This window comes from Bordetella sp. H567 (assembly GCF_001704295.1).
GTDB lineage: Bacteria > Pseudomonadota > Gammaproteobacteria > Burkholderiales > Burkholderiaceae_B > Bordetella_C.
Genome location: NZ_CP012334.1, coordinates 4887691 through 4913056, shown reverse-complemented (window position 1 = coordinate 4913056; position 25366 = coordinate 4887691). Strand labels below are relative to the sequence as shown.

General features: G+C 68.5%; 20 protein-coding genes. 12 read left to right on the top strand and 8 right to left on the bottom strand.

Annotated features, from left to right (window positions below):
- Nucleotides 1-88: 88 nt before the first annotated feature.
- The gene (locus tag AKI39_RS21995; RefSeq protein WP_066640945.1) at nt 89-1282 is read right to left on the bottom strand and encodes a CaiB/BaiF CoA transferase family protein; all 1194 of its coding nucleotides are present in this window, start codon (nt 1280-1282) and stop codon (nt 89-91) included.
- 109 nt (nt 1283-1391) lie between these two features.
- Complete coding sequence (locus AKI39_RS21990; RefSeq protein WP_066640944.1) at nt 1392-2171, bottom strand: alpha/beta fold hydrolase; 780 nt, start codon at nt 2169-2171, stop codon at nt 1392-1394.
- A 146-nt stretch (nt 2172-2317) separates the two neighbouring features.
- On the opposite strand from AKI39_RS21990, the gene AKI39_RS21985 reads away from it, so the two are divergent.
- The gene (locus AKI39_RS21985; RefSeq protein ID WP_145925349.1) at nt 2318-3907 is read left to right on the top strand and encodes an HD domain-containing phosphohydrolase; all 1590 of its coding nucleotides are present in this window, start codon (nt 2318-2320) and stop codon (nt 3905-3907) included.
- A gap of 114 nt (nt 3908-4021) precedes the next feature.
- Here the strand turns inward: AKI39_RS21985 and AKI39_RS21980 are convergent, their stop codons facing one another.
- From AKI39_RS21980 to AKI39_RS21970, 3 genes are all read right to left on the bottom strand, one after another.
- Nucleotides 4022-4918 carry a LysR family transcriptional regulator gene (locus tag AKI39_RS21980; protein WP_066640941.1) on the bottom strand — a complete coding sequence of 299 codons (897 nt, stop codon included), beginning with the start codon at nt 4916-4918 and terminating at the stop codon, nt 4022-4024.
- Nucleotides 4919-5082: 164 nt separating this feature from the next.
- Entirely contained in the window at nt 5083-6642 is a 1560-nt protein-coding gene (gene glpK / locus AKI39_RS21975) for a glycerol kinase GlpK (protein WP_066640939.1), read from the bottom strand.
- Nucleotides 6632-8020, bottom strand: a complete 1389-nt coding sequence (locus AKI39_RS21970; protein WP_083229152.1) for a DHA2 family efflux MFS transporter permease subunit — start codon at nt 8018-8020, stop codon at nt 6632-6634. Before AKI39_RS21970 ends, glpK begins: the two co-directional genes overlap by 11 nt.
- A gap of 166 nt (nt 8021-8186) precedes the next feature.
- Between AKI39_RS21970 and AKI39_RS21965 the strand changes: the two genes are divergently transcribed.
- The 4 genes from AKI39_RS21965 (at nt 8187) to AKI39_RS21950 (ending at nt 10617) form a co-directional block, all read left to right on the top strand.
- Entirely contained in the window at nt 8187-8375 is a 189-nt protein-coding gene (locus AKI39_RS21965) for a DUF3460 family protein (RefSeq protein ID WP_066640936.1), read from the top strand.
- Nucleotides 8376-8392: 17 nt separating this feature from the next.
- A complete protein-coding gene (locus AKI39_RS21960; RefSeq protein WP_066640935.1) occupies nt 8393-9283 on the top strand; it encodes a segregation and condensation protein A in 891 nt (296 codons plus the stop codon).
- A 44-nt stretch (nt 9284-9327) separates the two neighbouring features.
- Nucleotides 9328-10170, top strand: coding sequence for a pantoate--beta-alanine ligase (gene panC / locus AKI39_RS21955; RefSeq protein WP_066640933.1), 843 nt, complete (start codon nt 9328-9330; stop codon nt 10168-10170).
- A 213-nt stretch (nt 10171-10383) separates the two neighbouring features.
- Nucleotides 10384-10617, top strand: a complete 234-nt coding sequence (locus AKI39_RS21950) for a LuxR C-terminal-related transcriptional regulator (protein WP_083228988.1) — start codon at nt 10384-10386, stop codon at nt 10615-10617.
- A 115-nt stretch (nt 10618-10732) separates the two neighbouring features.
- Here AKI39_RS21950 and AKI39_RS21945 read toward each other — a convergent pair whose 3' ends face one another.
- Nucleotides 10733-11533, bottom strand: coding sequence for a copper resistance protein NlpE N-terminal domain-containing protein (locus tag AKI39_RS21945; RefSeq protein ID WP_066640929.1), 801 nt, complete (start codon nt 11531-11533; stop codon nt 10733-10735).
- Between the two features lie 275 nt (nt 11534-11808).
- Between AKI39_RS21945 and AKI39_RS21940 the strand changes: the two genes are divergently transcribed.
- The 7 genes from AKI39_RS21940 (at nt 11809) to AKI39_RS21910 (ending at nt 23556) form a co-directional block, all read left to right on the top strand.
- On the top strand, nt 11809-12639 hold the full coding sequence (locus AKI39_RS21940; protein ID WP_066640928.1) for a prepilin peptidase: 831 nt from the start codon (nt 11809-11811) through the stop codon (nt 12637-12639).
- A gap of 16 nt (nt 12640-12655) precedes the next feature.
- Nucleotides 12656-13294, top strand: coding sequence for a dephospho-CoA kinase (coaE, locus tag AKI39_RS21935; RefSeq protein ID WP_066640927.1), 639 nt, complete (start codon nt 12656-12658; stop codon nt 13292-13294).
- Nucleotides 13295-13367: 73 nt separating this feature from the next.
- Complete coding sequence (gene zapD, locus AKI39_RS21930) at nt 13368-14117, top strand: cell division protein ZapD (protein ID WP_066640926.1); 750 nt, start codon at nt 13368-13370, stop codon at nt 14115-14117.
- A gap of 166 nt (nt 14118-14283) precedes the next feature.
- Nucleotides 14284-15615, top strand: coding sequence for an MdtA/MuxA family multidrug efflux RND transporter periplasmic adaptor subunit (locus tag AKI39_RS21925; protein WP_066643585.1), 1332 nt, complete (start codon nt 14284-14286; stop codon nt 15613-15615).
- Nucleotides 15612-18791, top strand: a complete 3180-nt coding sequence (locus tag AKI39_RS21920; RefSeq protein WP_066640925.1) for an efflux RND transporter permease subunit — start codon at nt 15612-15614, stop codon at nt 18789-18791. Before AKI39_RS21925 ends, AKI39_RS21920 begins: the two co-directional genes overlap by 4 nt.
- Nucleotides 18788-21919 (top strand): multidrug efflux RND transporter permease subunit, encoded by a 3132-nt coding sequence (locus AKI39_RS21915; protein ID WP_066640923.1) that lies wholly within the window; start codon nt 18788-18790, stop codon nt 21917-21919. Before AKI39_RS21920 ends, AKI39_RS21915 begins: the two co-directional genes overlap by 4 nt.
- Nucleotides 21916-23556: an efflux transporter outer membrane subunit gene (locus AKI39_RS21910; RefSeq protein ID WP_083229151.1), complete on the top strand. Its 1641-nt coding sequence runs from the start codon at nt 21916-21918 to the stop codon at nt 23554-23556. Before AKI39_RS21915 ends, AKI39_RS21910 begins: the two co-directional genes overlap by 4 nt.
- Here the strand turns inward: AKI39_RS21910 and AKI39_RS21905 are convergent.
- Nucleotides 23534-24502, bottom strand: coding sequence for a Nudix family hydrolase (locus AKI39_RS21905; protein WP_066640920.1), 969 nt, complete (start codon nt 24500-24502; stop codon nt 23534-23536). The genes AKI39_RS21910 and AKI39_RS21905 overlap by 23 nt on opposite strands.
- Nucleotides 24495-25364, bottom strand: coding sequence for an ATP-binding protein (locus tag AKI39_RS21900; RefSeq protein WP_066640919.1), 870 nt, complete (start codon nt 25362-25364; stop codon nt 24495-24497). The genes AKI39_RS21905 and AKI39_RS21900 overlap by 8 nt, the downstream gene beginning before the upstream one ends.
- Nucleotides 25365-25366 lie beyond the last annotated feature (2 nt).

Here is a 25366-nt window from a genome sequence, read left to right as displayed (position 1 = left end):
GTGAGCGGTGGTGCGTTGTCACGTACTGCGTTGCCGGTTCGATGAAACGTGATGCGCGGTTCGGTATCCCGCTTGCGATATCGCCGTGCTATGCGATAACGCCCGCGACTCGCAGCACGGCCAGGCGTTCTTCGTCCACGCCGGCTTCGCGCAATACCGTTTCGGTGTCCTCGCCCAGCGTGGGCGCGCGCTCGCGCACCGCGCCCGGATTGTCCGACAGCAGCGGGAAGACGGCCGGCATTTCCACGGCGATGCCGCTGGCGGCCTCCACCGTCACGATGGCCTTGCGGGCACGGTAATGCGGGTCTTGCGCGATGTCGGCGATGCTGTAGATGCGCCCTGCGGGCACGCCGGCTTCGCGCATGCCGTCCAGTACCTGGTCGATGGTGCGCGTTTGCGTCCACCCGCCGATCGCCGCATCGATTTCCGCCACGCGGGCGACGCGGCCGTCGTTGCGCGCCAGCGCGGGATCGCGCGCCAGGTCTTCGCGGCCGATGCGCGACATCAGCCGCGTATAAATGCCGTCGCCGTTGCCGGCGATCAGGACGTAGCCGTCCTGGCAGGGGTAGGCGTTGGACGGCGCGATGCCCGGCAGCGCCGCGCCGGCGGGCTCGCGCACGGCGCCGAATACGGAATATTCGGGCAACAGGCTTTCGGTCAGGTTGAAAATGCTTTCGTACAGCGCCGCGTCGATCACCTGCCCGGTGCCGCCGCGGGCGTCGCGCTCGTACAGGGCCAGCAGCACGCCCAGCGCGCCATGCAGGCCGGCGATGGTGTCGCCCAGCGACAGCCCGGCGCGCACCGGCGCGCGGCCCGGCTCGCCGTTCAGGTAGCGCAGGCCGGCCATGGCTTCGCCGATCGCGGCAAAGCCCGGTTCACCGGACTTCGGGCCGGTCTGGCCATAGCCGGAGATGCGCAGCATGATCAGGCGCGGATTCAGGGCGTGCAGCGTTTCCCAGGACAGGCCCCATTTCTCCATGGTGCCCGGCCGGAAATTCTCGATCAGCACGTCGGCCTCGGCGGCCAGCAGGCGCACGATGTCCTGGCCTTCCGGCTGGCGCAGGTCCACGCAGACCGACTGCTTGTTGCGTGACTGCGCTTCCCACCAGACGGACGTGCCTTCGTGCAGCATCCGCCATTTGCGCAGCGGGTCGCCCACGATCGGGGGTTCGATCTTGATGACCTGGGCGCCGAAGTCGGCCAGCGTCTTCGCCGCGAAGGGGCCGGCGATCAGCTGCCCCAGTTCCAGCACGCGGATGCCCGCGAGTATTTGTCGTGCCATATCTCCTCCCCGCGCACAGCCACTCAGGGAGCGACAGTGTGCCGCAGGGGGAGACGCGGGGGGAATGACGCATTCGCCAAAGGGGGTTTCCGCAAACGAGAAAGGACGCTCAATCGGCCTTTTTCGCCTCGGCGGCAATGGCGGCGGCCACGGCGGCCGGCTGGCTCAGCATGACGACATGGCTGGCGGGCACGTGGGTGACGGTCGCGCCGATGGCCGCCGCCATTCTGGCCTGCAGGCGGGGGTCGATCATGTGATCCTGGTCGGTGACGACGAAGGCGGACGGCTTGTTGTGCCAGGCCGCGGTCGAGACCTTGTCCGCGATGGCCGTTTCCGCCCAGGCGCCCTGGGTGGCGGCGACCAGCCGCGCGGATGCCGGCGGCAGGTCCTGCGCGAACTGGTGCAGGATGCCGTCCGTGGACAAGGTCAGGAAGCCGCCCGCGTCCTTGCGCAGTTCGGCGGCCCATGCCGGCGCGGGCGCGCCTTGCGTCAGGTCGGCGATCGACTGGCCGTTGTCCGGCGCGAAGGCGGCAACATAGACCAGGGCCTTGACCTTGTCGTCGTTGCCCGCTTCCGTGATGACCGGTCCGCCCCAGGAATGTCCGACCAGGATGACCGGCCCCGGCTGCGCGTCGATGGCGCGGCGCGTGGCCGCGACGTCGTCGCGCAGCGAGGTCAGCGGGTTCTGCACGGCCACGACGTTCGCGCCGCGCGCCTGCAGCAGCGGAATGACCTTGTTCCAGCTGGAGCCATCGGCGAAGGCCCCATGCACCAGCACGATGTTCTTGCCTTTCAGGTCTTGCGGCGGCGGCGCGGCATGGACGGCGGTGGCGGCCAGGGCGCTGCCCAGGAACAGGGCGGACAGGTATTTCTTGAAGGGGGTTTTCATGGTGCTATCCTCGGTGCGGTTTCAGGAGACGCCAGCTTGGGGCTTGGGGCGGAATAAGGGCATCGGATGAACATCCGATCCCGGCGCCTCCCCGGCCGAAGCCGCCCGCGCGGCAGGCGGCGATGGGCGATACGGAGCGTGCGCGGATGCATGTGCGTGGCAACCCCGTGCCGGTGTTCGACGGCATACGGGCATTGGCTTTTATCGGCGACCTCAGCATGGGCCAGCCGACGGATCACTCTCCGCGCGTGGCGCGGCTGGCGTGCCATATCGCGCGCGCGGCGGGATTGGGCGACGACGTGGTCCACGCCGTGCAGGAGGCCGGCTTGCTGCGCTGGTCCGGCTGCACGGCCAATGCGTCCGGTTTCGCGGACGTGCTGGGCGACGATGTCCTGGGCCGCGAGGCCATGCTGGCCATGCGGCCGGGATGGTCCGCGCCGCTGGCGCGACACGGCGGCGCGGCGGCGGCGATCCGGCCGCTGGCCGAAGTCCATTGCGAGGTATCCGGCCAGGTCGCGGCGATGTTGCGCTTGTCCGGGAACGCCCAGCACATCCTGCGCAATGTGTTCGAGGCCTGGGACGGCAGCGGTCAGCCTGGCGGCCTGCGCGGCGCCGCGGTGCCCCTCGGTGTATTCGTCGTTGCCCTGGCGGGCGACCTGGAGATATACGCCCGCGTTTATGGCGTGAGCCGGGCGCGTGAACTGATACGCGGCAAGGCCGATGCGGCCTATCCCGCCGACCTGGCGGATATCGCCATGACGCACGCCGAGCAGTGGATGCGCGAACTGGACGATGACACATCCGCGCCGGAGGGCTTGCCGCCCCCGCCATCCGCCCCGCAGGCGGCGCGGTCGGCTCCGGCATCCACGCGATCGGCCCTGGAATCCACGCAAGGGGTTTTGACGCCCACGCCGTCCACTTCGCAGCCGGCCCCGCTGGAGCTGATCGCCGACATCATCGACCTGAAGCTGCCGTGGATGACGGGGTATTCGCGCGCCGTCGCGGACGCCGCGGCCGCTTGCGCGCTGCGCTTGGCCACGGACGAAGACACGCTGCGTGCCGTCTATCGCGCGGGGCTGGTGCACGGCATCGGCCGCGCCGCGGTGCCGAACGCCATCTGGGATACGCCTGGCCGGCTGTCCGCGCCGGCCTGGGAGAAGGTGCGGCTGGTGCCATACTGGACGGCGCGCGCGGGCAAGCAGACGGGGTCCCTGGCGGATGCCGCCGAGCTCGGTTCGTATGCCTATGAACGCGCCGACGGGTCCGGCTATTTCCGCGCCATCGGCGCACCGGCCGTCGGGCAATCCGCCCAGATCCTGGCTGCCTCGGTCGCCTGGGTGGCGCTGCGTTCGCCCCGGCCGTGGCGGGCGGCCCTGCCCGACGACGCGGCGGCCGCGTGCCTGCGCGATGAGGCCGATCGCGGCCGCTTCGACCGCCGCATCGTCGACGCGCTGACAGCGCGCAGTCCCGCACAAGGCATCGAGGACGCGCCGGCGGCGGGCACGCCCGCTTCAGGCACCGACGGCGTGCCACGCGCGGACAACGCCTTGCTGACGCCGCGCGAACGCGACGTACTGCGCGCCATCAGCCGGGGCAGCACCAACAAGGAAGTCGCGCGCCTGTTGGCGCTGAGCCCAAGCACCGTGCGCACCCACGTCGAGAACGCCTTCCGCAAGCTGGAATGTTCCACGCGGGCCGCGGCGACGCTGAAGGCATCCGCGCTGGGTTTGCTGTGAAGCAGGGCGGGGCTGCCTGGTATCTGCCGTACCTGGACGCTTAATCCGAGCGCTTCGCACGCAAGGGCCCAAGCATCGGTCTGCGCGCTTCGCGCGCCTGCCCCGCAGCGCCGGTCAGCCCGCCGCCCGCAGCTGCGCCAGCAGCATGCGCGACGCCAGGGGCAGCGTTTCCGCGTCGCGCACCGCCAATAGCAGCCAGCGCCGCGTCCAGTCGTCGGTCAGCGCGATCAGGCGCAATTGCATGGACCGCGCGTGTGGTTCGGCGGCGATGCGCGGCAGCACGCCGACGCCGCGCGTGGCAACCACCATGCGGCAGATGGCATCGAAGCTTCGTACCTGGATGCGCAGCTTCATGGGGATATCCAGGCCCGTGCACGCTTGCGCCAGCAGGCTGGCCAGCGATGTGGTGGGCGGCAGGCCCACGTAGTCATATTCGAGCGTTTCGGCGAAGGCCACGCTGGCCCGCGCGGCCAGCGGATGGCTGTCGGGCACCACCAGCACCAATTCGTCGCGCCGGTAGGGAAAGGTCTGCAGCCCGGCTTCCGGGGTGCGTTCGCCGAAGATGCCGATATCGGCGCGATTCTCTACCACGGCGGCGACGATATCGCTGCTGTTCTGTTCTTCCAGGTCGATGCGCACCGCGGGGTGTTCCGTCATGAAGCGCGACAGGTCATCGGGCAGGAATTGCGTGATGGACGATGTGTTGGCGGCGATGCGCACCTGGCCGCGCACGCCCTGCGCGTAATCGGAAAGCGTGCCCGCCATCTGGTCGACTTCCTGCAGGATGCGGGTGGCGTGCGTCAGGCAGGCTTGTCCGGCGTCCGTCAGTTCCACGCCGGCCGCCTTGCGGAACAGCAGCGGCGATCCCAGGGCCGCCTCCAGGTCGGAAATCCGTTTGCTGGCCGCGCCCACGGCCAGCCGCGCCTGCCGCGCGCCGGCCGAAATGCTGCCCAGCCGGGCGACGGAGACGAACAGCGCAAGCGTGACAAGGTCGATGCGGGCGAGGTTCATTTCAGGTGCTCCACCGCGGCTTGCGCCGCCACATCGCATGAACAGATCGGATCCGGGACGCGGCAGGCGCCTGCCTTGCCGGTCCGCGGCCGCGGCATCTTGAACCGTCCGAACCGTAAAGATACAAGCGGGAAGCGCGCAGCGCTTCGGGAATGGGTTTCACCTCAGCGGCTCGCGCCCGCGGCCCAGCCCTTGGACAACTCCACCGCCTGGCCCCAGCGGCGCAGGCGCGCCTCGCGCTGGTCGGCGGACCACGCGGGCTCGAAACGCCGTTCCGCCTGCCACTGCGCGGCGAAGGCGTCCATGTCGTCCCAGAAACCGACCGCCAGGCCGGCCAGCCCCGCCGCGCCGCGCGCGGTGGATTCGGACACGCGCGGCCGCACCACGGGAACGCCCAGCAGGTCGGCCTGCATCTGCATCAGCAGATCGTTGCGGGCCGCGCCGCCGTCCACGCGCAGCTCGGACAGTTCTATGCCGCAGTCGGCCTTCATGGCGATCAGCAGCTCGGCGCTTTGCAGGGCGATGGATTCCAGCGTGGCCCTGGCGACGTGGGCGCGAGTGGTGCCGCGCGTCAGGCCGACCAGGGTGCCGCGCGCATAGGGGTCCCAGTGCGGTGCCCCCAGGCCGGCGAAGGCGGGCACCAGGAAGACGTCTTCCGTATCCGGCACGCTACCGGCCAGCGCCTGCACGTCTTCCGAACGCTGGATGATGCCCAGGCCGTCGCGCAGCCATTGGACCGCGGCGCCGGCCACGAACACGCCGCCTTCCAGCATGAAGGTCGGCGTCCAGGCGGGCCGCCCGTTGGCGAACACTTGCGCATCGGCGCCGTCTTCCGGCGGGCGCGGCAGGCCCCAGCCTACCGTGGACAGCAGCCGGTTGCGCGACACCACGGGCTTGTCGCCCACGTTCATCAGCATGAAGCAGCCGGTGCCGTAGGTGTTCTTGGCCATGCCGGGCTTGAAGCAGGCCTGGCCGAAGGTGGCGGCCTGCTGGTCCCCCGCCACGCCGGCGATGGGGATGGCGCCGCCGAACCATTGCGGCAGCGTTTCGGCCACCACCGCGCTGCTGGGCGCGACGGCGGGCAGCACGGCGCGCGGAATGTTCAGGCATTCCAGTAGTTCATCGCTCCAGTCCTGCTTGTGGATGTCGAACAGCAGCGTGCGCGATGCATTGGTGCAATCGGTGCTGTGGACCTTGCCGCCCGTCAGTTGCCAGATCAGCCAGGTGTCGATGGTGCCGAAGGCGACCTCGCCCCGTTCGGCCGCGGCGCGTGCACCGGGCACGTTGTCCAGCAGCCAGGCAAGCTTGGTCCCTGCGAAATAGGCATCCAGCACCAGCCCCGTCCGTTCCTGCAGGAACTCGGCCCCGCCTTCACCGCGCAGGCGGTCGCAGGCCTCGGCGGTGCGGCGGTCCTGCCAGACGATGGCGTGGGCCAGCGGCCGCCCGCTGGCGCGGTCCCAGATCAGCGTGGTTTCGCGCTGATTGGTGATGCCGATGGCGGCGATGTCGGCCGCGGTCGCGCCGGCGTTGTGCAGGGCTTCGCGGGCGACCTCCAGCTGGCTGCGCCAGATTTCATTGGCATCGTGCTCGACCCAGCCGGGATGGGGATAGTACTGGCGGAATTCGCGCTGGCCGACGCCGCGGGCGCGGCCCTCCCGGTCGAATACGATGGCGCGGGAACTGGTCGTGCCCTGGTCCAGGGCCAGAATGTAGTCATTCTTCATCGCTCGTCTGCGCCTTTTGTCCGTTCAGTTGGCTGCCGGCCGCCGGGTCGAGCCGGCGGAACGAGAAAAACGAGGCCGCGCACAGCAGGCCCACCACCAGGAAGCCGGCGACGATGTCCGCAATGCTGGCGCGTTCCGACCCCCGCAGGGCCATGCTGACATTCAGCGTGACGGCCGCCACGCCCACGCCCAGGCTGACGCCGAGCTGCTGCGCCATGGCCGCGAAGCTGCTGGCGCGGCTCATTTTGTCTGGCCCGATATCGGCGTAGGTTAGCGCGTTGACCCCGGTGAACTGCAGGGAACGGAAGAAGCCGCCGATCAGCAGCACCACGATGATCAGCCAGGATGGCGTATTCGGCTGGAACAGGGCGCACACGCAAATGAACGCCCCCGTCAGCACGGCGTTCACGGTAAGCACCCGGCGAAAACCGTAGCGGCGCACGATGGGCGTGGCCACGAACTTCATCAGCAGCGCGCCCGCCGCGCTGGCGAAGGTGATCATGCCCGCCGCGAAGGGCGTCAGCCCGAAGCCCACCTGCAGCAGCATGGCCAGCAGGAAGGGCGTGGCGCCCACCGAGAAACGGCAGAGGTTGCCCGCCAGCGTCGAGATCTTGAAGGTCGGGATGCGCATCAGGGACAGGTCGATGATGGGGTGCGCGACCTTGCGCGAGCGGTGCACGTACCAGAAGCCGCTGACCAGGCCAATGGCGATCACGCCCAGGGCGTGGATGTTGGCGGCGGCGTCCTGCCCCACGGCTTCGAAGCCGCCGACCAGGGTGGCCATGCTGATGCCGCTGAGCACGAAGCCCAGCCAGTCCAGCCCCGGCACGTTTTTTTCGCGGATCTCCTGGATATGGCGCAGGATCAGTGCGATGCCCAGCACCCCCATGGGCACATTGATCAGGAAGATCCAGTGCCAGGAGGCATAGGTCACCAGGAAGCCGCCCAGCGGCGGGCCGATCACCGGCCCCAGCAGTGCCGGAATGGAAAGGAAGGACATGGCCTTGAGCAGGTCTTCCTTGGGCACGGTGCGCAGCAGGATGATCCGCCCCACGGGCACCATCATGGCGCCGGCGACCCCTTGCGCGATGCGCGACAGGACCAGTTGCGCCACTGTCTGCGACAGCGCGCAGGCCACCGAGCTGAGGGTGAACAGGGCGATGGCGGCGATGAAGACGCGGCGGGCGCCGAAACGGTCGGCCGCCCAGCCGCTGACCGGGACGAATACGGCGGCCGCCAGCAGATAGGAGGTGATCGCAACGTTCAGCCGCACCGGCGTGGAATTCAGCGACGCCGCCATGGCCGGCAGGGCGGTCGCGACGACGGTCGCGTCCAGCATCTGCATGAACAGGGCGCAGCCTACGATGAACGGGATCATTCTGGCCGCCCGCAAGGCGGCGGGATCGGCGAGCGGAGGGACGGAGGCCAGCGTTTTGGTGGACATGTCGGGGAGGGGCGGCGGAGAGCCGGGCCATTGTAGCGCCGCGCTTTCCGCCGCCCTGAAGTAAACTGGCCGGTATCGCAACTGCCCGAAGCACGGTCCCATGGCCACCAACTACGAATCGGAAATCACCCTTTTCCTCAAGGATTACAAGAAGACGCATCCCGATGTGGAAAAGCGGCAGCGCGAAGGCCGCGGCCTGCTCTGGGACAAGCCTCAGGATCCCGAGCTGCTGGAAGGCTTCCGTGCCGCGCGTGTCCCGCAAAGGCCATACGTCTATCAGAACGACTGAGCGGGCGCGCCTCGCTTATGTCGCAGAACGCTTCCGTGCCGGGGAAGGACCTGGCAGCGCTCGTGGAGCCGCCGGTGGATAGCACGCCCGACACCGTCGATAGCGTGGCTTTCGCGCGCCTGTATGGCGAACCGCTGTTCCAGCTGCCGCAGGACCTGTACATCCCCCCCGATGCACTGGAAATATTCCTGGAGGCCTTCGAAGGCCCCCTGGATCTGCTGCTCTACCTGATCCGCAAGCAGAACTTCAATGTGCTGGACATCCCCATGGCGGATGTCACGCGGCAATACCTTTCCTATGTAGAGCAGATCCGGGTGCATAACCTGGAGCTGGCGGCCGAGTACCTGCTGATGGCCGCGATGCTGATCGAGATCAAATCGCGCATGCTGCTGCCGGTCCGCAAGAGCGATACCGGCGAAGAAGTCGAAGACCCGCGCGCCGAACTGGTCCGCCGTCTGCTGGAGTACGAACAGATGAAGCTGGCGGCGCAGAAGCTCGATGCGCTGCCCCAGCTGGGCCGCGATTTCCAGCGGACGCAGGCCGTGGCGGACCTCAGCGTCGAACGCGCCATGCCGGATGTGTCGCCCGAAGACCTGCGCCAGGCGTGGGCCGACATCATGAAGCGCGCCAAGCTGAACGCCCACCATCACATCACGCGCGAACAGCTGTCCGTGCGCGACCACATGACCCACATCCTGCGGCGCCTGGGCGATGTGCGGTTCATGGAATTCAGCGAATTGTTCATGGAGCGCATCGACGAAGGCGCGCCCGTCGCCGTGGTCGTGGTGCATTTCATCGCCATGCTGGAACTGGCGCGCGAATCCCTGCTGGAAATTACGCAGGCCGAGCCCTACGCGCCCATCTACGTGCGGCTGGCTTATACCAGCGTCGCGGCCGAGGCAGCCTGATTTCCGGCGCCCGCCGCGCGGTGCGCCCATTCCCGGAGACCTTCTTGAAAGTTGTACACACCATCCAGGAACTGCGCGACCAGCTGCGCGGGCAGAACCGGGTTTCCTTCGTACCCACCATGGGCAACCTGCACGAAGGCCACCTGGCGCTGATGAAGCTGGCGCGCCAGCATGGCGACCCGGTGGTGGCCAGTATTTTCGTCAACCGCCTGCAGTTCGGCCCGTCGGAAGACTTCGACCGCTACCCGCGCACCCTGGCCGACGACATCGAAAAGCTGGAGCGTGAGCGCGATGTCTACGTCCTGTTCGCCCCCGACGAACGCGAGATGTACCCCGAACCGCAGAATTACCGCGTGCGGCCGCCCGACGACCTGGGCGATATCCTGGAAGGCGAATTCCGCCCGGGATTCTTCACCGGCGTGTGCACGGTGGTGCTGAAGCTGTTTTCCTGCGTGCAGCCGCGGGTGGCCGTCTTCGGCAAGAAGGATTACCAGCAACTGATGATCGTGCGGGCGATGTGCCGCCAGTTCCAGCTGCCGGTGGACGTGCTGGCGCATGAAACCGTGCGCGCGCAGGACGGCCTGGCCCTGTCGTCGCGCAACCGTTACCTGAGCCCGGCCGAACGGGCAGAGGCCCCCGCGCTTTATGCCCAGCTGCAACAGGTGCAGCAGGAATTGGCCGGCGGCCAGCACGACGCCGCGGCGCTGGAAGCGGCCGCCACGGCCGCCCTGGCGGGACGGGGCTGGCAGGTGGACTACATCGCCGTGCGCCGCCGCCGCGACCTGAAAGCCCCGGATGCCGCGGACATGGCGGCCGGCGAGCCGCTGGTCGTCCTGGCCGCGGCCAAGCTCGGTGCCACCCGCTTGATCGACAACCTGGAATTGTAGAAAGGGTAAGGCGGGCAACATCGGACGCATCCGACACGAAAGGCCCTGGCCGCATCCGCGCGCCGGGGCTTTTTTTCGGCATGTCTTCCCTCTGGAAACGTCGCCATCTGTACTGGTCCCGTGGCGAAATCGTCACCCTGTCAGAACTGACAGCTTTCGGCGCCCCGGCATCCGTGCAAGACTACCGGCCTACCCATCACCAGGGAGGCCAGCATGATTCACGCGCACGGGTGCGCAAGAAAACCCACGGTGGCATTGACGCCGCGCGAACGGCACATCGCGACCTATCTCGTCACCGGCAAATCCAATAAATACATCGCCATCGAGCTGAATATCTCGTCGCGGACGGCCGAGGCCCATAGGGCGCGCATCTTTCGCAAGATGGGCGTGCGCAACGCCGTGGAGCTGGCCTGCCGCATGTGCCCGCATAGGCGCTGCAACGACTAGGCCGCGGGAAGGGCCGCTGGGGGCGGGCGGATCAGCGCCCATGCATGGGCGGTTTCCGTGTGCCGCCTGGCGGGCCGGCATGACCGGCGCCGCGCGGCGGCTGCTCTCCAGGTGCTCAGGGGCACTTGGGCGGCGTCTGCCTGGCCAGTTCGTTGATCGGATCCAGATCCGGCTGGCGTGTCAGGGTGTAGTTCAGGGTGGGCGTGACGCCCGCGATGGCCCGCAGGCGCAATACGTTGTTGGCGGCCAGGACGAATTCCGCCCGGGTGTTGTTGTCCGGCCCGATCAGGAAGACGCGCGGGGGTTTTTCGTCGGTGACCTGCCAGCAGCCCTGTTCCGCGATCGGCTTGCCCTGGCCGGCAGCGCCATCCAGATAGGAGGAACGGCCGCGCCAGCGGCCGTTGGGCGCCAGCGTCAGCGTGATGCGCTGCGCGTCGCATTCCATGCCGGCCGCGAAGCAGGGCAAGGTGCCCATGTAGGTCTGGGGCTGCGGCACCAGGCTGCGTTCCGCGGCGTTGGGCGACGGCGCGGGCGCGGGCGCCGCGTCGGTGTCGGCCGAGGCCACTGCCGGCGGCGGCACGGGCTGGCCGTCTTCGCTGGTGCGGCCCTCCTGGACGGCACGGGCACGCTGCGCGTCCATCTGCTGCTGCTGGGTGGGCGTCGGCGCCTTCAGGTCGATCTGCAATTGCGAAGGCGCGCGCACCACGGGCCGGTAGTCCGCCCCGGTGCCCATGACCTGCGCGTCGTGGATGGTATTGCCGCGCGGCAAGTCGTAATAGCCGGCCTGTTTCTGTTCCGCGCAGCCGGCGACGCCGGCTGCCCCGGCCAGGGCCAAGGCAAGTACCGCGACAGGGCGCAGCCGTAGGGACGGTACGAACGGGGCCGGGGGTTCACAAGCGTCGGAGAGGGCGGGCATGACAGCGTATCCTGGTTAAAACACATGCGCACAATTCTCGCATGAATGCTCTACCGCGGCGCGTCGCCCCTTGCCTCGGATGGCCAGGGGCCGGCATTGAACAAATCCACGCATGTCGGATAATGCCGGCGCCCGGTGTCCGCGAGCGGGCGCCGGGCGGCGGTTGCATACCGCATGCCCGGAACCCGCTCCCCGCCATGCCCACGTACGCCGTCTTCCGGGACGGTAGTACACGGGTCGTTGTACGCGGCCAATATCGCTCGCGGCCTTCCTTCATGGATCCATTCGTGTCTATCGCTCCGCATGCCGTTATCCTGCTCGCCGCCCTGCTGGGGTTGGCGGTCGGCAGCTGCTTGACCACGGTGGTGCATCGCCTGCCGCGCATCCTGGAATACGACTGGGAAGCATCGTCGCCCGACGGCGGCGCGGGGCCGGCGTCGCCGCGTCCCAGCCTATGGCGGCCATTGGCCCAGTGCCCGGCCTGCGGGGCCGCGATACGCGGGTGGCGGCGCATCCCCTTGCTCGGGTGGCTGGGCTTGCGCGGCCGCTGCGGCGATTGCGGCGCCCGCATCGCGTGGCGTTATCCCCTGATCGAACTGTCGACGGCGGCGCTGTTCGCGCTGTGCGCATGGCACTACGGTCCTGGCCTGGCGGCGGCCTGCGCGATGATCCTGGCCGCGGCCCTGGTCGCGCTGGCCTGGATCGACGCGGAAACCGGGCTGTTGCCCGACGTTATCACTCTGCCGCTCGTCTGGGCGGGCCTGCTCGTCAACACGCTTTCGGTATTTACATCGCCCGTCCAGGCCGTCCTGGGCGCGGCCGTCGGCTACCTGTTCCTGCGCGGACTGCATCACGCGTTTCTGTGGGTGACGGGACGCGAAGGCATGGGGTACGGCGATTTCAAGCTGCTGGCCGCGTTGGGCGCATGGCTGGGCCTGGCTGCGCTGCCCATGGTGCTGCTCGCCGCCTCGCTGGCCGGCGTGGTGGTGGGCCTGGCGCTGATCCTTGCGCGGCGCGTCGGCCGTCACCAGCCGCAGCCCTTCGGGCCTTATCTCGCGCTGGCTGGTATCGTTGGCCTTCTGATGGCCCGCCCGCCGATTGGGTAGGGCGAAGGGGAAGACCATGCACAGCGTAGTGCCGCGCTTGAAGATCGGCCTGACGGGCGGCATCGGGTCCGGCAAGAGCCGCGTCGCCGATCTGCTGGCGTCGTGGGGCGCCACGGTCATCGATACCGATGAGATATCGCGGTCGCTGACCGCGGCAGGGGGCGCGGCGATGCCGGACATCGTGCGCGCGTTCGGCCCGCCGGCCGCGGGCGCGGACGGCGCCATGGACCGCGCCTGGATGCGCGCGAAGGTATTCGCCGAACCGCATGCCCGCGCGGCGCTCGAAGCGATTCTGCATCCCCTGATCTCGCGCGCGGCGGTCGATGCCGGCGCTCGCGCCACAGGATGTTACGTGGTGTTCGTGGTGCCGCTGCTCATCGAATCGGGACGCTGGGCGGATCGTGTGGACAGGGTATGCGTGGTTGACTGCGATCCTGAAACACAGATACGCCGCGTGCAGTCGCGCAGCGGGCTGACGACCGACACCATAGAGCGTATTATGGCGGCACAGGCCACGCGGGATACCCGTCTGGCCGCTGCGCACGACGTTATTTTGAATGACGGCGCCACGTCCGCGGAAACGCTGTGCGCGCGCACCAGGGCACTGCACGACAGGTGGTGCGCTCTGGCGTCGGCATCGGGCCGCGCCGCGTGACGGCGGGCGGCATCCATGACAACTTCGGCGCGACTCCGGTTGCGGCCGATCCTACGACGGGCCTGTATCGAGCGTGATCCTTTACGAATATCCCTTCAATGAGCGCATCCGGGCGTATCTGCGCCTGGAATACCTCTTCGACCGGCTGTTCTTCTTCGCACGCCCGGGTGATCCCAAGAACCACCAGATCGCCGTCGGCACTATTTTTGATATTCTCGACGCGATCGAGCGCACGGATGTCAAAAGCTCGGTGCTGCAGGACATCGAACGGCAGCGGCTGCAACTGGTGGCGCTGCGCGACCATCCCAGCGTGGCGCAGGACGCCCTGGAAGGCATGCTGCGCGATATGGAGAAGACCAGCGCGTCCCTGGTCAGCCAGGGCAAGACCGGCCAGCCGCTGCGCGAAAACGAATGGCTGGTCAGCCTGCGTGGCCGCCTGGCCGTGCCCGGCGGCGGCACCCAGATCGAAATGCCGTCGTACTACGCCTGGCAGCAAAAGCCGGAAGCCGTGCGCTGCGCCGACCTGAAATCCTGGATCGAGCCTTTGCTGCCCTTGCACGAAGGGCTGCAGATCGGCTTGCGGCTGCTGCGCGAATCCGGCCGCCGCGTCCAAGCCGTGGCCGAGCAGGGCACGTATCAGCAGATGCTGGCGGGCAAGGCGCACCAGCTGTTGCGCGTCTGGGTCGATGGCGAAAGCGGCATCTTCCCGGAAATCAGCGCCAATAAGTACATGATCTGGATACGGTTTTCTACCCAGGACGGCGAACTGAAGCCCCAGCAGGTGGGCCGGGACATACGTTTCGAAATGTCCCTGTGTGCCTGAGGCGCCCGGCGGCGCCGTACTGCTCCCCATATCCCGGCAAGTCCCACGGGCCCGCGCGCGGCCGGGATACCTGTTGCGGCCGATTTCAAATGGCGCGCGCTTGCTATAAAACGAGACTTGTCTGATGGACAATAGCGGGTCCCGGTAGCGTCCCCCTTTGGCCCACATGTCCGACCGTACTTCCCTTTCTCCGTCTTCCCGGTCCCGCCGGCGCACCGTCGCGTGGATCGTCGCGATCCTGGTCGTGGCCGGCATCGCCTGGCTGGTATTCCGTCCCAAGCCCGCCGCGGAGCCGGGTGGCCAGGCGCGGGCCGGGGCGGCCGGGCAGCGCAGCGGGGCGGCGGCCGGCGGCAGGCATCGGCCAGGCGCGGGCCCGGGGGCGGGCCCCGTGGCCGAGCCGCCCGTGCCGGTGCGCGTATACGTTGCCGCAACCAAGGACGTGGATATTTCGCTGCCGGCGCTGGGCACGGTGACCGCCTACAACACGGTCACGGTGCGCAGCCGCGTGGACGGCGAGCTGGTGCAGGTCAATTTCAAGGAAGGTCAGCGCGTGAAGGCCGGCGATGTGCTGGCCCAGGTGGACCCGCGTCCCTTCAACGTGCAGCTGCAGCAGGCCCTGGGAACGCAGCAGCAGAACCTGGCCCAGCTGGAAAACGCCCGCCGCGACCTGGCGCGCTACCAGGCCCTGTTCAAGCAGGACTCCATCGCCAGGCAGCAGGTCGACACCCAGGCGGCGCTGGTGCGGCAATACGAAGGCACGCTGAAAACTGACCAGGCCAATGTCGATAACGCGCGACTGCAGCTGACCTTCGCCCGCATCACCGCGCCCATCGACGGGCGCCTGGGCCTGCGCCAGGTCGATCCCGGCAATCTGGTGTCCTCCGGCGATACGACGGGCCTGGTGGTGATCACGCAGACCCAGCCCATCGCCGTGATTTTCACGCTGCCCGAAACGCAGCTGCCCGACGTGCGCGAGCAGCTGGCCCACGGCCGGACGCTGCGCGTCGATGCCTGGGACCGCGCCAATACCAAGCGCCTGGCGACCGGCGTGCTGGAAACGCTGGACAACCAGATCGACGTGAGTACCGGCACGGTCAAGGCCAAGGCCCGCTTCGACAACACCGACGACGCGCTTTTTCCCAACCAGTTCGTGAACATCCAGCTGCTGGTCGAAACGCGCAAGGGCATGACGGTCATCCCCAACGGGGCCGTGCAGCGCGGATCGCAGGGGCCGTTCGTCTTCGTGGCACAGCCGGACAACACCGTGGCCGTGCGGCAGCTCAAGCTGGGGCCGGTCAGCGGCGACCTGGTGGTCGTGTCCGACGGGCTCAAGCCCGGTGACCGCGTCGTCACCGAAGGCACGGACCGCCTGCGGGCCGGCGGCAAGGTCGAAGTGGTCACCGATGCGGCCGACGTCACGCCCCCCACGACCGGCGCTTCGCTGGGCGCGGGGCCCGCCACCGCAACGCCCGGTACGTCCGCGCGGACCGAACCGTGAGCCCGTCGCGCATCTTTATCCTGCGGCCGGTCGCCACCACGCTTTCGATGGTGGCGATCCTGATCGCCGGCCTGATCGCCTATCGGCTGCTGCCGGTCTCGGCGCTGCCGGAAGTGGACTACCCGACCATCCAGGTGGTGACGCTGTACCCGGGCGCCAGCCCGGACGTGATGACCTCGCTGGTGACCTCGCCCCTGGAACGGCAGTTCGGCCAGATGCCGGGCCTGAACCAGATGTCGTCGACCAGTTCCGGCGGCGCATCGGTCATCACGCTGCAGTTCACGCTGGATATTTCGCTGGATGTGGCCGAACAGGAAGTGCAGGCGGCCATCAATGCCGCGTCCAACCTGCTGCCGACGGACCTGCCGCTGCCGCCCACCTATAACAAGGTCAACCCCGCGGATGCGCCGGTGCTGACGCTGGGCATTACCTCGCCCACCATGCCGCTGCCGCAGGTGCGCGACCTGATCGATACGCGCATGGCGCAGAAGCTGTCGCAGATTCCCGGCGTAGGCCTGGTCAGCATTGCCGGCGGCCAGCGTCCGGCGGTGCGCATACAGGTCAATCCGCAGGCGCTGGCGGCCAACGGGCTGGCGATGTCGGATCTGCGCACCGCCGTCGTCGCGGCCAACGTCAACCAGCCCAAGGGCAACCTGGACGGGCCGCGGCGTTCGACGACCATCAACGCCAACGACCAGCTGAAGGCGCCCACCGACTACAACGACCTGATCATCGCCTACCGCAACAACGCGCCGCTGCGGCTGTCGGATGTCGCCAAGGCGGTGCAGGGCGCGGAGGACGTGCGCCAGGCCGCGTGGGCCGGCGACAAGCCGGCGGTGCTGCTGAACGTGCAGCGCCAACCCGGCGCCAATGTCATCGACGTGGTGAACCGCATCAACGCGCTGTTGCCGCAGCTGCGCGCGTCGCTGCCGGCCACGCTGGACGTCACCGTGGTGGCCGACCGCACGCAGACCATCCGCGATTCGATCGCCGACGTGCGCTTCGAACTGCTGCTGTCGGTCGCGCTGGTGGTGATGGTGACCTTCCTGTTCCTGCGCAGCGTGACGGCCACGCTGATTCCCAGCGTGGTGGTGCCGCTGTCGCTGATCGGCACCTTCGGGATCATGTACCTGGCCGGGTTCAGCATCAACAACCTGACCTTGATGGCCCTGACCATCGCCACGGGTTTCGTGGTGGACGACGCCATCGTCATGATCGAGAACATCGCGCGCCATCTGGAGGAAGGCGAAACGCCCCTGCAGGCGGCGCTGAAGGGGGCCGGACAGATCGGCTTCACGCTGATCTCGCTGACGTTTTCATTGATCGCGGTGCTGATCCCGCTGCTGTTCATGACGGAGGTCGTCGGCCGCCTGTTCCGCGAATTCGCCATCACGCTGGCGGTCTCCATCCTGATTTCGCTGCTGGTATCGCTGACGCTCACGCCCATGATGTGCGCGCGGCTGCTGCGCCCGGAGGGCAAGCCCGCGCGCCGCGACGCGGCCGGCCGGCCCCTGCCTGCCGGCGACGATGCCGCCGGTCCGGACGATGCAAGGCCCGTCGCGCATCATGGCCGCTTCCATCAATGGACGGGCGCCGCGATCGATCGGACCATCGCGGGCTACGACCGCATGTTGCGGATCGTGCTGGACCACCAGCCGCTGACCCTGCTGGTGGCCCTGGCCACCTTCGCGCTGACTGTGCTGCTGTATGCCGTCGTGCCCAAGGGATTTTTCCCGCTACAGGACACCGGCCTGGTCCAGGCGATCACCCAGGGCCCGCAGACGGCATCCTTCCCCGCCATGGCCGAGCGGCAGCAGGAGGCCGCGCGCATCATCCTGGCCGATCCGGACGTGCAGACCGTGTCGTCCTTCATCGGCGTGGACGGCAGCAACGCCACCCTCAGCGCCGGCCGCATCCAGATCGCGCTCAAGCCGCACGACCAGCGCGGCGCGACGATGACGGACGTGCTGGCGCGCCTGCGCCGCTCGCTGGCCGACATGAAGGGCATGACGGTCTACATGCAGCCGGTACAGGACCTGACCATCGAGGACCGCGTCAGCCGCACGCAATACCAGCTGACGCTGTCCAACCCGGACCTGAAACTGCTCAGCGCCTGGACGCCGCGCGTGGTGCAACAGCTGCGCCAGCTGCCGCAGCTGGCCGACGTCACGGACGACCTGCAGGATGAAGGCCTGGAGACCTATATCGACATCGACCGCGATGCTGCGTCCCGCCTGGGCATCACGGCCGCGGTCATCGACGAGGCCCTGTACAACGCCTTCGGTCAGCGGCTGATTTCCACGATCTTCACGCAGTCCGCGCAGTACCGCGTGGTGCTGGAGGTGCAGCCGCAGTTCAGCCGCGGCCCCGACGCGTTGTCGCAGATCTACGTGCCCACCTCCACCGGCGCGCAGGTGCCGCTGTCCAGCGTCGCGCGCATCAGCGAATCCAGCACGGTGCTGGCGATCAACCGCCTGGACCAATTTCCCATGGTGACCGTGTCGTTCAACCTGGCGCCGGGCGCTTCGCTGTCGGATGCCGTGGACGCCATCCATGCCGCTGAACAGGACATGGGCGTGCCCGCCGGCATCGAGACGCGCTTCCAGGGCGCGGCGCAGGCCTTCCAGAATTCGCTGACCAGCACGCTGTGGCTGATCCTGGCCGCCATCGTCACCATGTACATCGTGCTGGGCGTGCTGTACGAAAGCTTCATCCACCCGGTGACCATCCTGTCGACGCTGCCGTCGGCCGGCGTGGGCGCGCTGCTGGCGCTGCTGATCACGCGCACCGAACTGGACATGATAGGCATCATCGGCATCATCCTGCTGATCGGCATCGTCAAGAAGAACGCCATCATGATGATCGACTTCGCCCTGGAGGCCGAGCGCAAGCGCGGCCTGCCGCCGCGCGAGGCCATCCATGAGGCGGCGCTGCTGCGCTTCCGGCCCATCCTGATGACCACGCTGGCGGCGCTGTTCGGCGCGGTGCCGCTGATGCTGTCCACCGGCACCGGTTCGGAACTGCGCCAGCCGCTGGGCCTGGTCATGGTGGGCGGCCTGCTGGTCAGCCAGGTGCTGACGCTGTTCACCACCCCCGTCATCTACCTGATGTTCGACCGCCTGTCGCGCCGCTGGGCCGCGCGCCGCCACGCGGGACGCGTCGAGGCGCCGCGATGATCCTGTCGGCGCCCTTCATCGTGCGGCCGGTGGCCACGACGCTGCTGTCGCTGGCGGTGGTGCTGGCGGGATCGCTGGCATTCCGGCTGTTGCCGGTGGCGCCCCTGCCGGAAGTGGATATTCCCACGATCTCCGTCACGGCCAGCCTGCCCGGCGCCAGCCCGGAAACCATGGCGTCCAGCGTGGCGACGCCGCTGGAACGCGCACTGGGCGCGATCGCCGGCGTGACCGAGATGACGTCCAGCAGCACGCAGGGCTCGACGCGCATTACGCTGCAGTTCGACCTGAGCCGCGACATCGACGGCGCCGCGCGCGACGTGCAGGCCGCCATCAATGCGTCGCGCACGCTGCTGCCCAGCGGCTTGAAGAGCAATCCCACCTATCGCAAGGCCAATCCGTCGGCGGCGCCAATCATGACGCTGGCGCTCACCTCGGACACGCACACGCAGGGCGAGCTGTACGACCTGGCGTCCACCATCGTGGCGCAGAAGCTGTCGCAAGTGAACGGCGTGGGCGATGTGACCGTGGGCGGCAGTTCGCTGCCGGCCGTGCGGGTGGAGGTCCTGCCCGGCGCGCTGACCAGCCGCGGGGTGTCGCTGGATGACGTGCGCACGGCACTCTCCAACGCCAACGCCAACCGGCCCAAGGGCTTCATCGACAGCGGCCAGTATCAATGGACCCTGATGGCCAGCGACCAGCTGAGCAAGGCGGCGCAATACCGGCCGCTGATCGTCGCCTGGCGCGACGGCGCGCCGGTGCGGCTCTCGGACGTGGCCACCGTGGAGGACTCGGTCGAGGACCTGTTCCAGACCGGCTTCTACAACGAGCGCAAGGCCATCCTGCTGATCGTGCGGCGCCAGGCCGCCGCCAACATCATCCAGGTGGTGGACGCGCTGCGCGAGGAACTGCCCCAGCTGCAGGCCCAGATGCCCGGCGGCACGCAGCTGGCGGTGGCGCAGGACCGTACGCCCAGCATACGCACGTCGCTATACGAAGCCGAGATGACGCTGGCCATCGCGGTGTGCCTGGTCATGGTCGTGGTGCTGGTCTTCCTGCGGCGCCTGCGCGCGGCGCTGATTCCCAGCGTGGCCGTGCCGGTATCGCTGGTCGGCACCTTCAGCATCATGTACCTGTGCGGCTATACGCTGAACACGATTTCGCTGATGGCGCTGATCGTCGCCACCGGCTTCGTCGTCGACGACGCCATCGTGGTGCTCGAGAACATCATGCGCTACATCGAAAAAGGCATGTCGCCCATGCGGGCGGCCATGCGCGGTGCGCGCGAAGTCGGCTTCACGGTGCTGTCCATGAGCCTGTCGCTGGTGGCCGTGTTCATTCCCATCCTGCTGATGGGCGGCGTGGTGGGGCGCTTCTTCCGTGAATTCGCCGTGACGCTCTCGGCCGCCATCCTGGTATCGCTGGTGACCTCGCTGACCTTGACGCCCATGATGTGCGGCAGGATGCTGCGCGCCGAGCGCGACGAGCCCGCGCCGGAAAAGCGCTGGGCCTTGCTGGCCCGGCTGGGCCGGTGGTCAGAACGCGGCTTCCAGCGGCTGAGCGACGGCTATTCCCGCACGCTGGCCTGGACGCTGAACCACGGCCCGCTGGTCCTGCTGGTGCTGCTGCTGACCGTGTGCCTGAACGTCTACCTGTACATCATCGTGCCCAAGGGCTTTTTCCCCAACCAGGACACGGGGCAACTGCTGGGCTTTTTCCGCGTCGACCAGGGCACATCCTTCCAGGCCACGGTGCCCAAGCTCGAATACATGCGCAAGGTCGTGCTGTCGGATCCGGCGGTGCAGAGCATGACCGGCTACGCCGGCGGGCGCGGCGGCAGCAACAGCAGCTTCATGCAGATCCAGCTCAAGCCGCTGGAAGAGCGCGGCGTGTCCGCCGACGTCGTCATCGAACGCCTGCGCGGCCGGCTGCAAAGCATTCCCGGCGCGCGCATGTTCCTGGTGGCGCAGCAGGATATCCGCGTCGGCGGCCGGGCCAGCAGCACCGGGTCGTACGACTACGCGCTGATGGCCAGCGACCTCTCCATGCTCCGCACGTGGATGCCGCGCGTGCAGCAGGCAATGGCCAAGCTGCCGGAGCTGGTGGACGTCGATACCGACGTCGAGGACAAGGGCCAGCAGGTGAACCTGGTGATCGACCGCGAAGCCGCGACGCGGCTGGGCGTGCGCATGTCGGACATTTCGGCGGTGCTGAACAACTCGTTCAGCCAGCGCCAGGTGTCGGTCATGTACGGGCCGCTGAACCAGTACCACGTGATACTGGGCGTGCCGCAAAGCTTCGCGCGCGACGCGCAGTCGCTGCGCAAGGTGGATGTCGTGACGAGCACCGGCGCGCGGGTGCCGCTGGCCTCGTTCGCCTCCTTCGAGGTGGGCAGCGCGCCGCTGAGCGTGCAGCATCAGGGCCTGTTCGTGGCCGATACGATTTCATTCAGCTTGGCGCCCGGCGTGTCCCTGGGACAGGCCAGCGAAGCCATCGATGCCGCCGTCGCGCGCATCGGCCTGCCGACGGACCAGATCCAGGCCAGCTTCCAGGGCACGGCCGCGGCCGCGCAGCAGACGCAGCAGCAGCAGCCCTGGCTGATCCTGGCGGCGCTGGTCACCATGTACATCGTGCTGGGCATACTGTACGAAAGCTTCGTGCATCCCTTCACCATCCTGTCCACACTGCCGTCGGCCGGTATCGGCGCGCTGCTGGCCCTGATGCTGATGCGCAGCCAGTTCACCGTGATCGCGCTGATCGGTGTGTTCCTGCTGATCGGCATCGTGAAGAAGAACGCGATCATGATGGTGGACTTCGCCCTGGCGGCCGAGCGCGGGGAGGGGCTGACGCCGCGCGAGGCCATCTTCCAGGCCTGCGTCACGCGGTTTCGCCCCATCATGATGACGACGCTGGCGGCCATCATGGGCGCGGTCCCCTTGGTGCTGGCCACCGGCACGGGCGCGGAAATCCGCCAGCCGCTGGGCATTACCATCGTGGGCGGCCTGTTCGTCAGCCAGGTGCTGACGCTGTACACCACGCCCGTCGTTTATCTCTATCTGGACCGCCTGCGACATTGGGTGCGGCGCCGCCGCGCCGCGCGCGCCGTCGCGCCTTCCACGGACTATTCATGACCCGCTCGTTCCATCCTAGCCCGCGGGCCGCGCTGGCGCGGCTGTTTTCGACGATGACCCTGTGCGGCGCCCTGGGCGCGTGCGCGGTCGGCCCCGATTATGTCCGTCCCGCGATGGACGTGGGTACGCAGTTCAAGGAAGGCCAGGACGATACGCCGGGCTGGAAGCCGGCGCAGCCCAACGAACTGGCCGATCGCGGCGCCTGGTGGCAGGTCTACCAGGATCCGGTGCTGGACGACCTGATGCGCAGGCTGGACGCCGCCAACCTGGACATTGCGCAGGCCGAGGCGAATTACCGCCAGGCCCAGGCGCTGGTGCGCGGCGCGCGGTCGGCATTCTTCCCCACCGTCGGCGCGGGCGCCGGGGTGACGCGCGCCGGCGGCGGAGGGGGATCCTCGACGAATGGCGGTACGGTGGGCAATGTCTATACGCTGACGGGCACGGTGAGCTGGGAGGTGGATCTCTGGGGTTCGGTACGGCGGTCGGTGGAAGCCAGCCGGGCCGGGGCGCAGGCCAGCGCGGCCGACCTGGCGGCGGCGCGCCTGAGCGCCCAGAGCACGCTGGCGCAGAACTACTTCCAATTGCGCGTGCTGGACGAACAGGAACGGCTGCTGCGCGAAACCGTCGAAACCAACGAACGCTCGCTGCAGCTGACCATGAACCGCTACAACGCCGGCGTGGCGGCGAAAGCCGATGTGGCCGTGGCGCGCACCCAGTTGGAGAACACGCGCGCGCAGTGGGTGGACCTGGAATGGCAGCGCGGGCAGTTCGAGCACGCCATCGCCGTGCTGATCGGCCAGCCGCCTTCGAAGGTCTCCGTGGCGCGCACGCCCTTTACGCAGCGGGTGCCCGCCATTCCCGTGGGCCTGCCCTCGCAGCTGCTGGAGCGCCGGCCCGACGTGGCGGGCGCGGAACGCCGCACCGCCCAGGCCAACGCGCAGATCGGCGTGGCGCAGGCCGCCTGGTTTCCCGACTTGACGCTGAGCGCCGATGGCGGCTTTCGCAGCGGCCAGTTCGCGCAATGGCTGACCGCGCCGGCGCGCTTCTGGTCCATAGGCCCGGCCCTGGCGCAGACCGTGTTCGACGGCGGCCTGCGCGCGTCCCAGGTCGAATCGGCGCGCGCGGCCTACGACTCCCAGGCCGCGGCCTACCGGCAGGTCGTGCTGGGCGCGCTGCGCGAGGTGGAGGACACCATGATCCAGCTGCGCGTGTACGATCGCGAACAGCAAGTGCAGCGGCGCGCCCTGGAAGCGGCCCGCGAATCGCTGGAGCTGACGCGCAATCAGTACAAGGAAGGATTGGTGGACTTCCTGAGCGTCGCGGTGCTGGAAAACACCGCCTTGAGTTCCGAGCGCGAGGCGATTTCCTTGATGGGCAATCGCCTGGTGGCCAGCGTGCAGCTGATCGCCGCGCTGGGCGGCGGCTGGGACGGCAATGTGGACCCCTCCGTGGCTACGCGCGCGGACGTGCAGGCCAGCGGCGTGGCCACGCCCGCCGATGTTGCCGCTCCCGCAGCCATGTCGACACCTGCATCCACGTCGGCAGCGGCATCCACCTCAATACCGGCATCCGCGCCGGCGTCCGGCCCCGCGGCGGCGCCGCAGGTGCCGCCGGCTATTCCCCGAACACGGCCCTGATCGCGGCGATGCCGTGCGCGCCGTGTTCGCGCGCGGTGGCCAGGGTTCGCGGCCCCTGTCCGCCGATGGCATAGGCGGGCAGCCCGGCGTCGCGGTTGATGTCCATGAAGGCCTGCCAGCCCATCCCCGGCTGCCCGGGATGGCTGGCCGTTTCGGCGACCGGGCCGACGACCACGAAATCGGCGTCCAGCCTGCGCGCCTGCGCCATCTGTTCGGTATCGTGCACGGACACGCCCACCCAATGGTCGTCGCGCGCCAGCGGGCGCTGCGGGCGCGTGGCGGCATCGACCGCGCGCAGGTGCACGCCGTCCGCCAGGCGCCACCACGCCTCGGGATGCACGCTGTTCACCAGCACGCGCGCGCCGGTCTCGCGGCAGGCCTTCAGCACCTGCTGCAGGGCCTCGTGCAGGCTGGCGGATGCGGGCCCGTCGGGCCAGCCCGGTTCGCGCAGCTGGACCAGCCGCAGCCCTTGCTCCAGCGCCTGCCGCAACCGCGCCATGAAGCCCGGCAGCCCGGCGGGCGAACCGATGCTGGTAATGCCGTAGGTGTCCGGCAGGCGCAGCCAGCGCAGCGGTGGCAGCGTCGCGGGCAGCAGTTCGCCCACGCTGCCGGCATGGGCCGGGTCCACCCATTCCAGCCGCTGGTTCTCCAGCCCGCGCGGCTCGCCCTGCCAGCCGGTAACACGGCAGAAGGCCAGGCGCACGGTGGTATGGGGATAGGCATGGACATAGGTGACCCAGGGCGTGGCCGCGGTGACCTGGATGCCAATTTCCTCGTCCAGCTCGCGCGCCAGCGCCTGCAGGACGGTTTCGCCCGGTTCCAGCTTGCCGCCCGGCAGTTCCCACCAGCCCGCCCAGGGCTTGCCCTCGGGCCGCTGGCCCAGCAGCAGCTTGCCGTCGCGGCGCAGGATCAGGCCCGCCGCCACGTCCACGATCTGCTCAGACATGGCGGGCCGCCCAGTCGCGGGCGAACTGATAGGCCACCCGGCCCGAGCGCGAACCGCGCTCGATCGTCCATTGCAAGGCTTCCGTGCGCGACGCCTCGATGTGTTCTTCCGGGCAGCCCAGCTCGCGCAGCCAGTGGCGCACGATGTCCAGGTAATCGTCCTGCCGGAAGGGGTAGAACGACAACCACAGGCCGAAGCGTTCGGACAGCGAGATTTTTTCTTCCACGGTTTCGCCGGGATGGATTTCCCCGTCGGGCTGGTGCTTGGCCTGCAGGTTCTCGCTCATGTATTCGGGCATCAGGTGACGCCGGTTGGACGTCGCGTAGATCAGCACGTTGTCACCCGATGCGGCCACCGATCCGTCCAGCACGGACTTCAGCGCCTTGTAGCCGGCTTCGCCTTCCTCGAAGGACAGGTCGTCGCAGAACACGATGAAGCGCTCGGGCCGCGTGCCGACCAGTTCGACGATATCGGCCAGGTCGGCGAGGTCCGATTTGTCGACCTCGATCAGGCGCAGGCCGCGCTGCGCGTAGGCCGCCAACATGGCCTTCACCAGCGAGCTCTTGCCGGTGCCGCGGGCACCCGTCATCAGCACATTGTTGGCGGGCTTCTTGTCCAGGAAGTGCAGCGTATTGCGATCGATGATGCCCTTCTGGCGCTCGATGTGCTGCAGGTCGTCCAGGTCGATGCGCGCGACGTGGCGCACGGCATCCAGCCAGCCGCGCGAGCCGCGCTTGCGCCAGCGAAAGGCATGGGCACTCCAGTCGATGTCCGGCGGGGCGGGGGGCAGGTAGGCTTCCAGCTGGGCCAGGACGCGCTCGGCCCGGGCAAGGAGGGTGGTGAATTCGGAAGAAACGGTCACTG

Coding starts and splice junctions, on each gene's coding strand:
- AKI39_RS21905 (WP_066640920.1), bottom strand. CDS start 24,502: ATGTCTGAGCAGATCGTGGACGTGGCGGCGGGCCTGATCCTGCGCCGC.
- AKI39_RS21950 (WP_083228988.1), top strand. CDS start 10,384: ATGATTCACGCGCACGGGTGCGCAAGAAAACCCACGGTGGCATTGACG.
- AKI39_RS21970 (WP_083229152.1), bottom strand. CDS start 8,020: ATGATCCCGTTCATCGTAGGCTGCGCCCTGTTCATGCAGATGCTGGAC.
- AKI39_RS21925 (WP_066643585.1), top strand. CDS start 14,284: ATGTCCGACCGTACTTCCCTTTCTCCGTCTTCCCGGTCCCGCCGGCGC.
- coaE (WP_066640927.1), top strand. CDS start 12,656: ATGCACAGCGTAGTGCCGCGCTTGAAGATCGGCCTGACGGGCGGCATC.
- AKI39_RS21990 (WP_066640944.1), bottom strand. CDS start 2,171: ATGAAAACCCCCTTCAAGAAATACCTGTCCGCCCTGTTCCTGGGCAGC.
- AKI39_RS21980 (WP_066640941.1), bottom strand. CDS start 4,918: ATGAACCTCGCCCGCATCGACCTTGTCACGCTTGCGCTGTTCGTCTCC.
- AKI39_RS21960 (WP_066640935.1), top strand. CDS start 8,393: ATGTCGCAGAACGCTTCCGTGCCGGGGAAGGACCTGGCAGCGCTCGTG.
- AKI39_RS21940 (WP_066640928.1), top strand. CDS start 11,809: ATGGATCCATTCGTGTCTATCGCTCCGCATGCCGTTATCCTGCTCGCC.
- glpK (WP_066640939.1), bottom strand. CDS start 6,642: ATGAAGAATGACTACATTCTGGCCCTGGACCAGGGCACGACCAGTTCC.
- AKI39_RS21995 (WP_066640945.1), bottom strand. CDS start 1,282: ATGGCACGACAAATACTCGCGGGCATCCGCGTGCTGGAACTGGGGCAG.
- AKI39_RS21965 (WP_066640936.1), top strand. CDS start 8,187: ATGGCCACCAACTACGAATCGGAAATCACCCTTTTCCTCAAGGATTAC.
- AKI39_RS21910 (WP_083229151.1), top strand. CDS start 21,916: ATGACCCGCTCGTTCCATCCTAGCCCGCGGGCCGCGCTGGCGCGGCTG.
- AKI39_RS21945 (WP_066640929.1), bottom strand. CDS start 11,533: ATGCCCGCCCTCTCCGACGCTTGTGAACCCCCGGCCCCGTTCGTACCG.
- AKI39_RS21915 (WP_066640923.1), top strand. CDS start 18,788: ATGATCCTGTCGGCGCCCTTCATCGTGCGGCCGGTGGCCACGACGCTG.
- AKI39_RS21985 (WP_145925349.1), top strand. CDS start 2,318: ATGCATGTGCGTGGCAACCCCGTGCCGGTGTTCGACGGCATACGGGCA.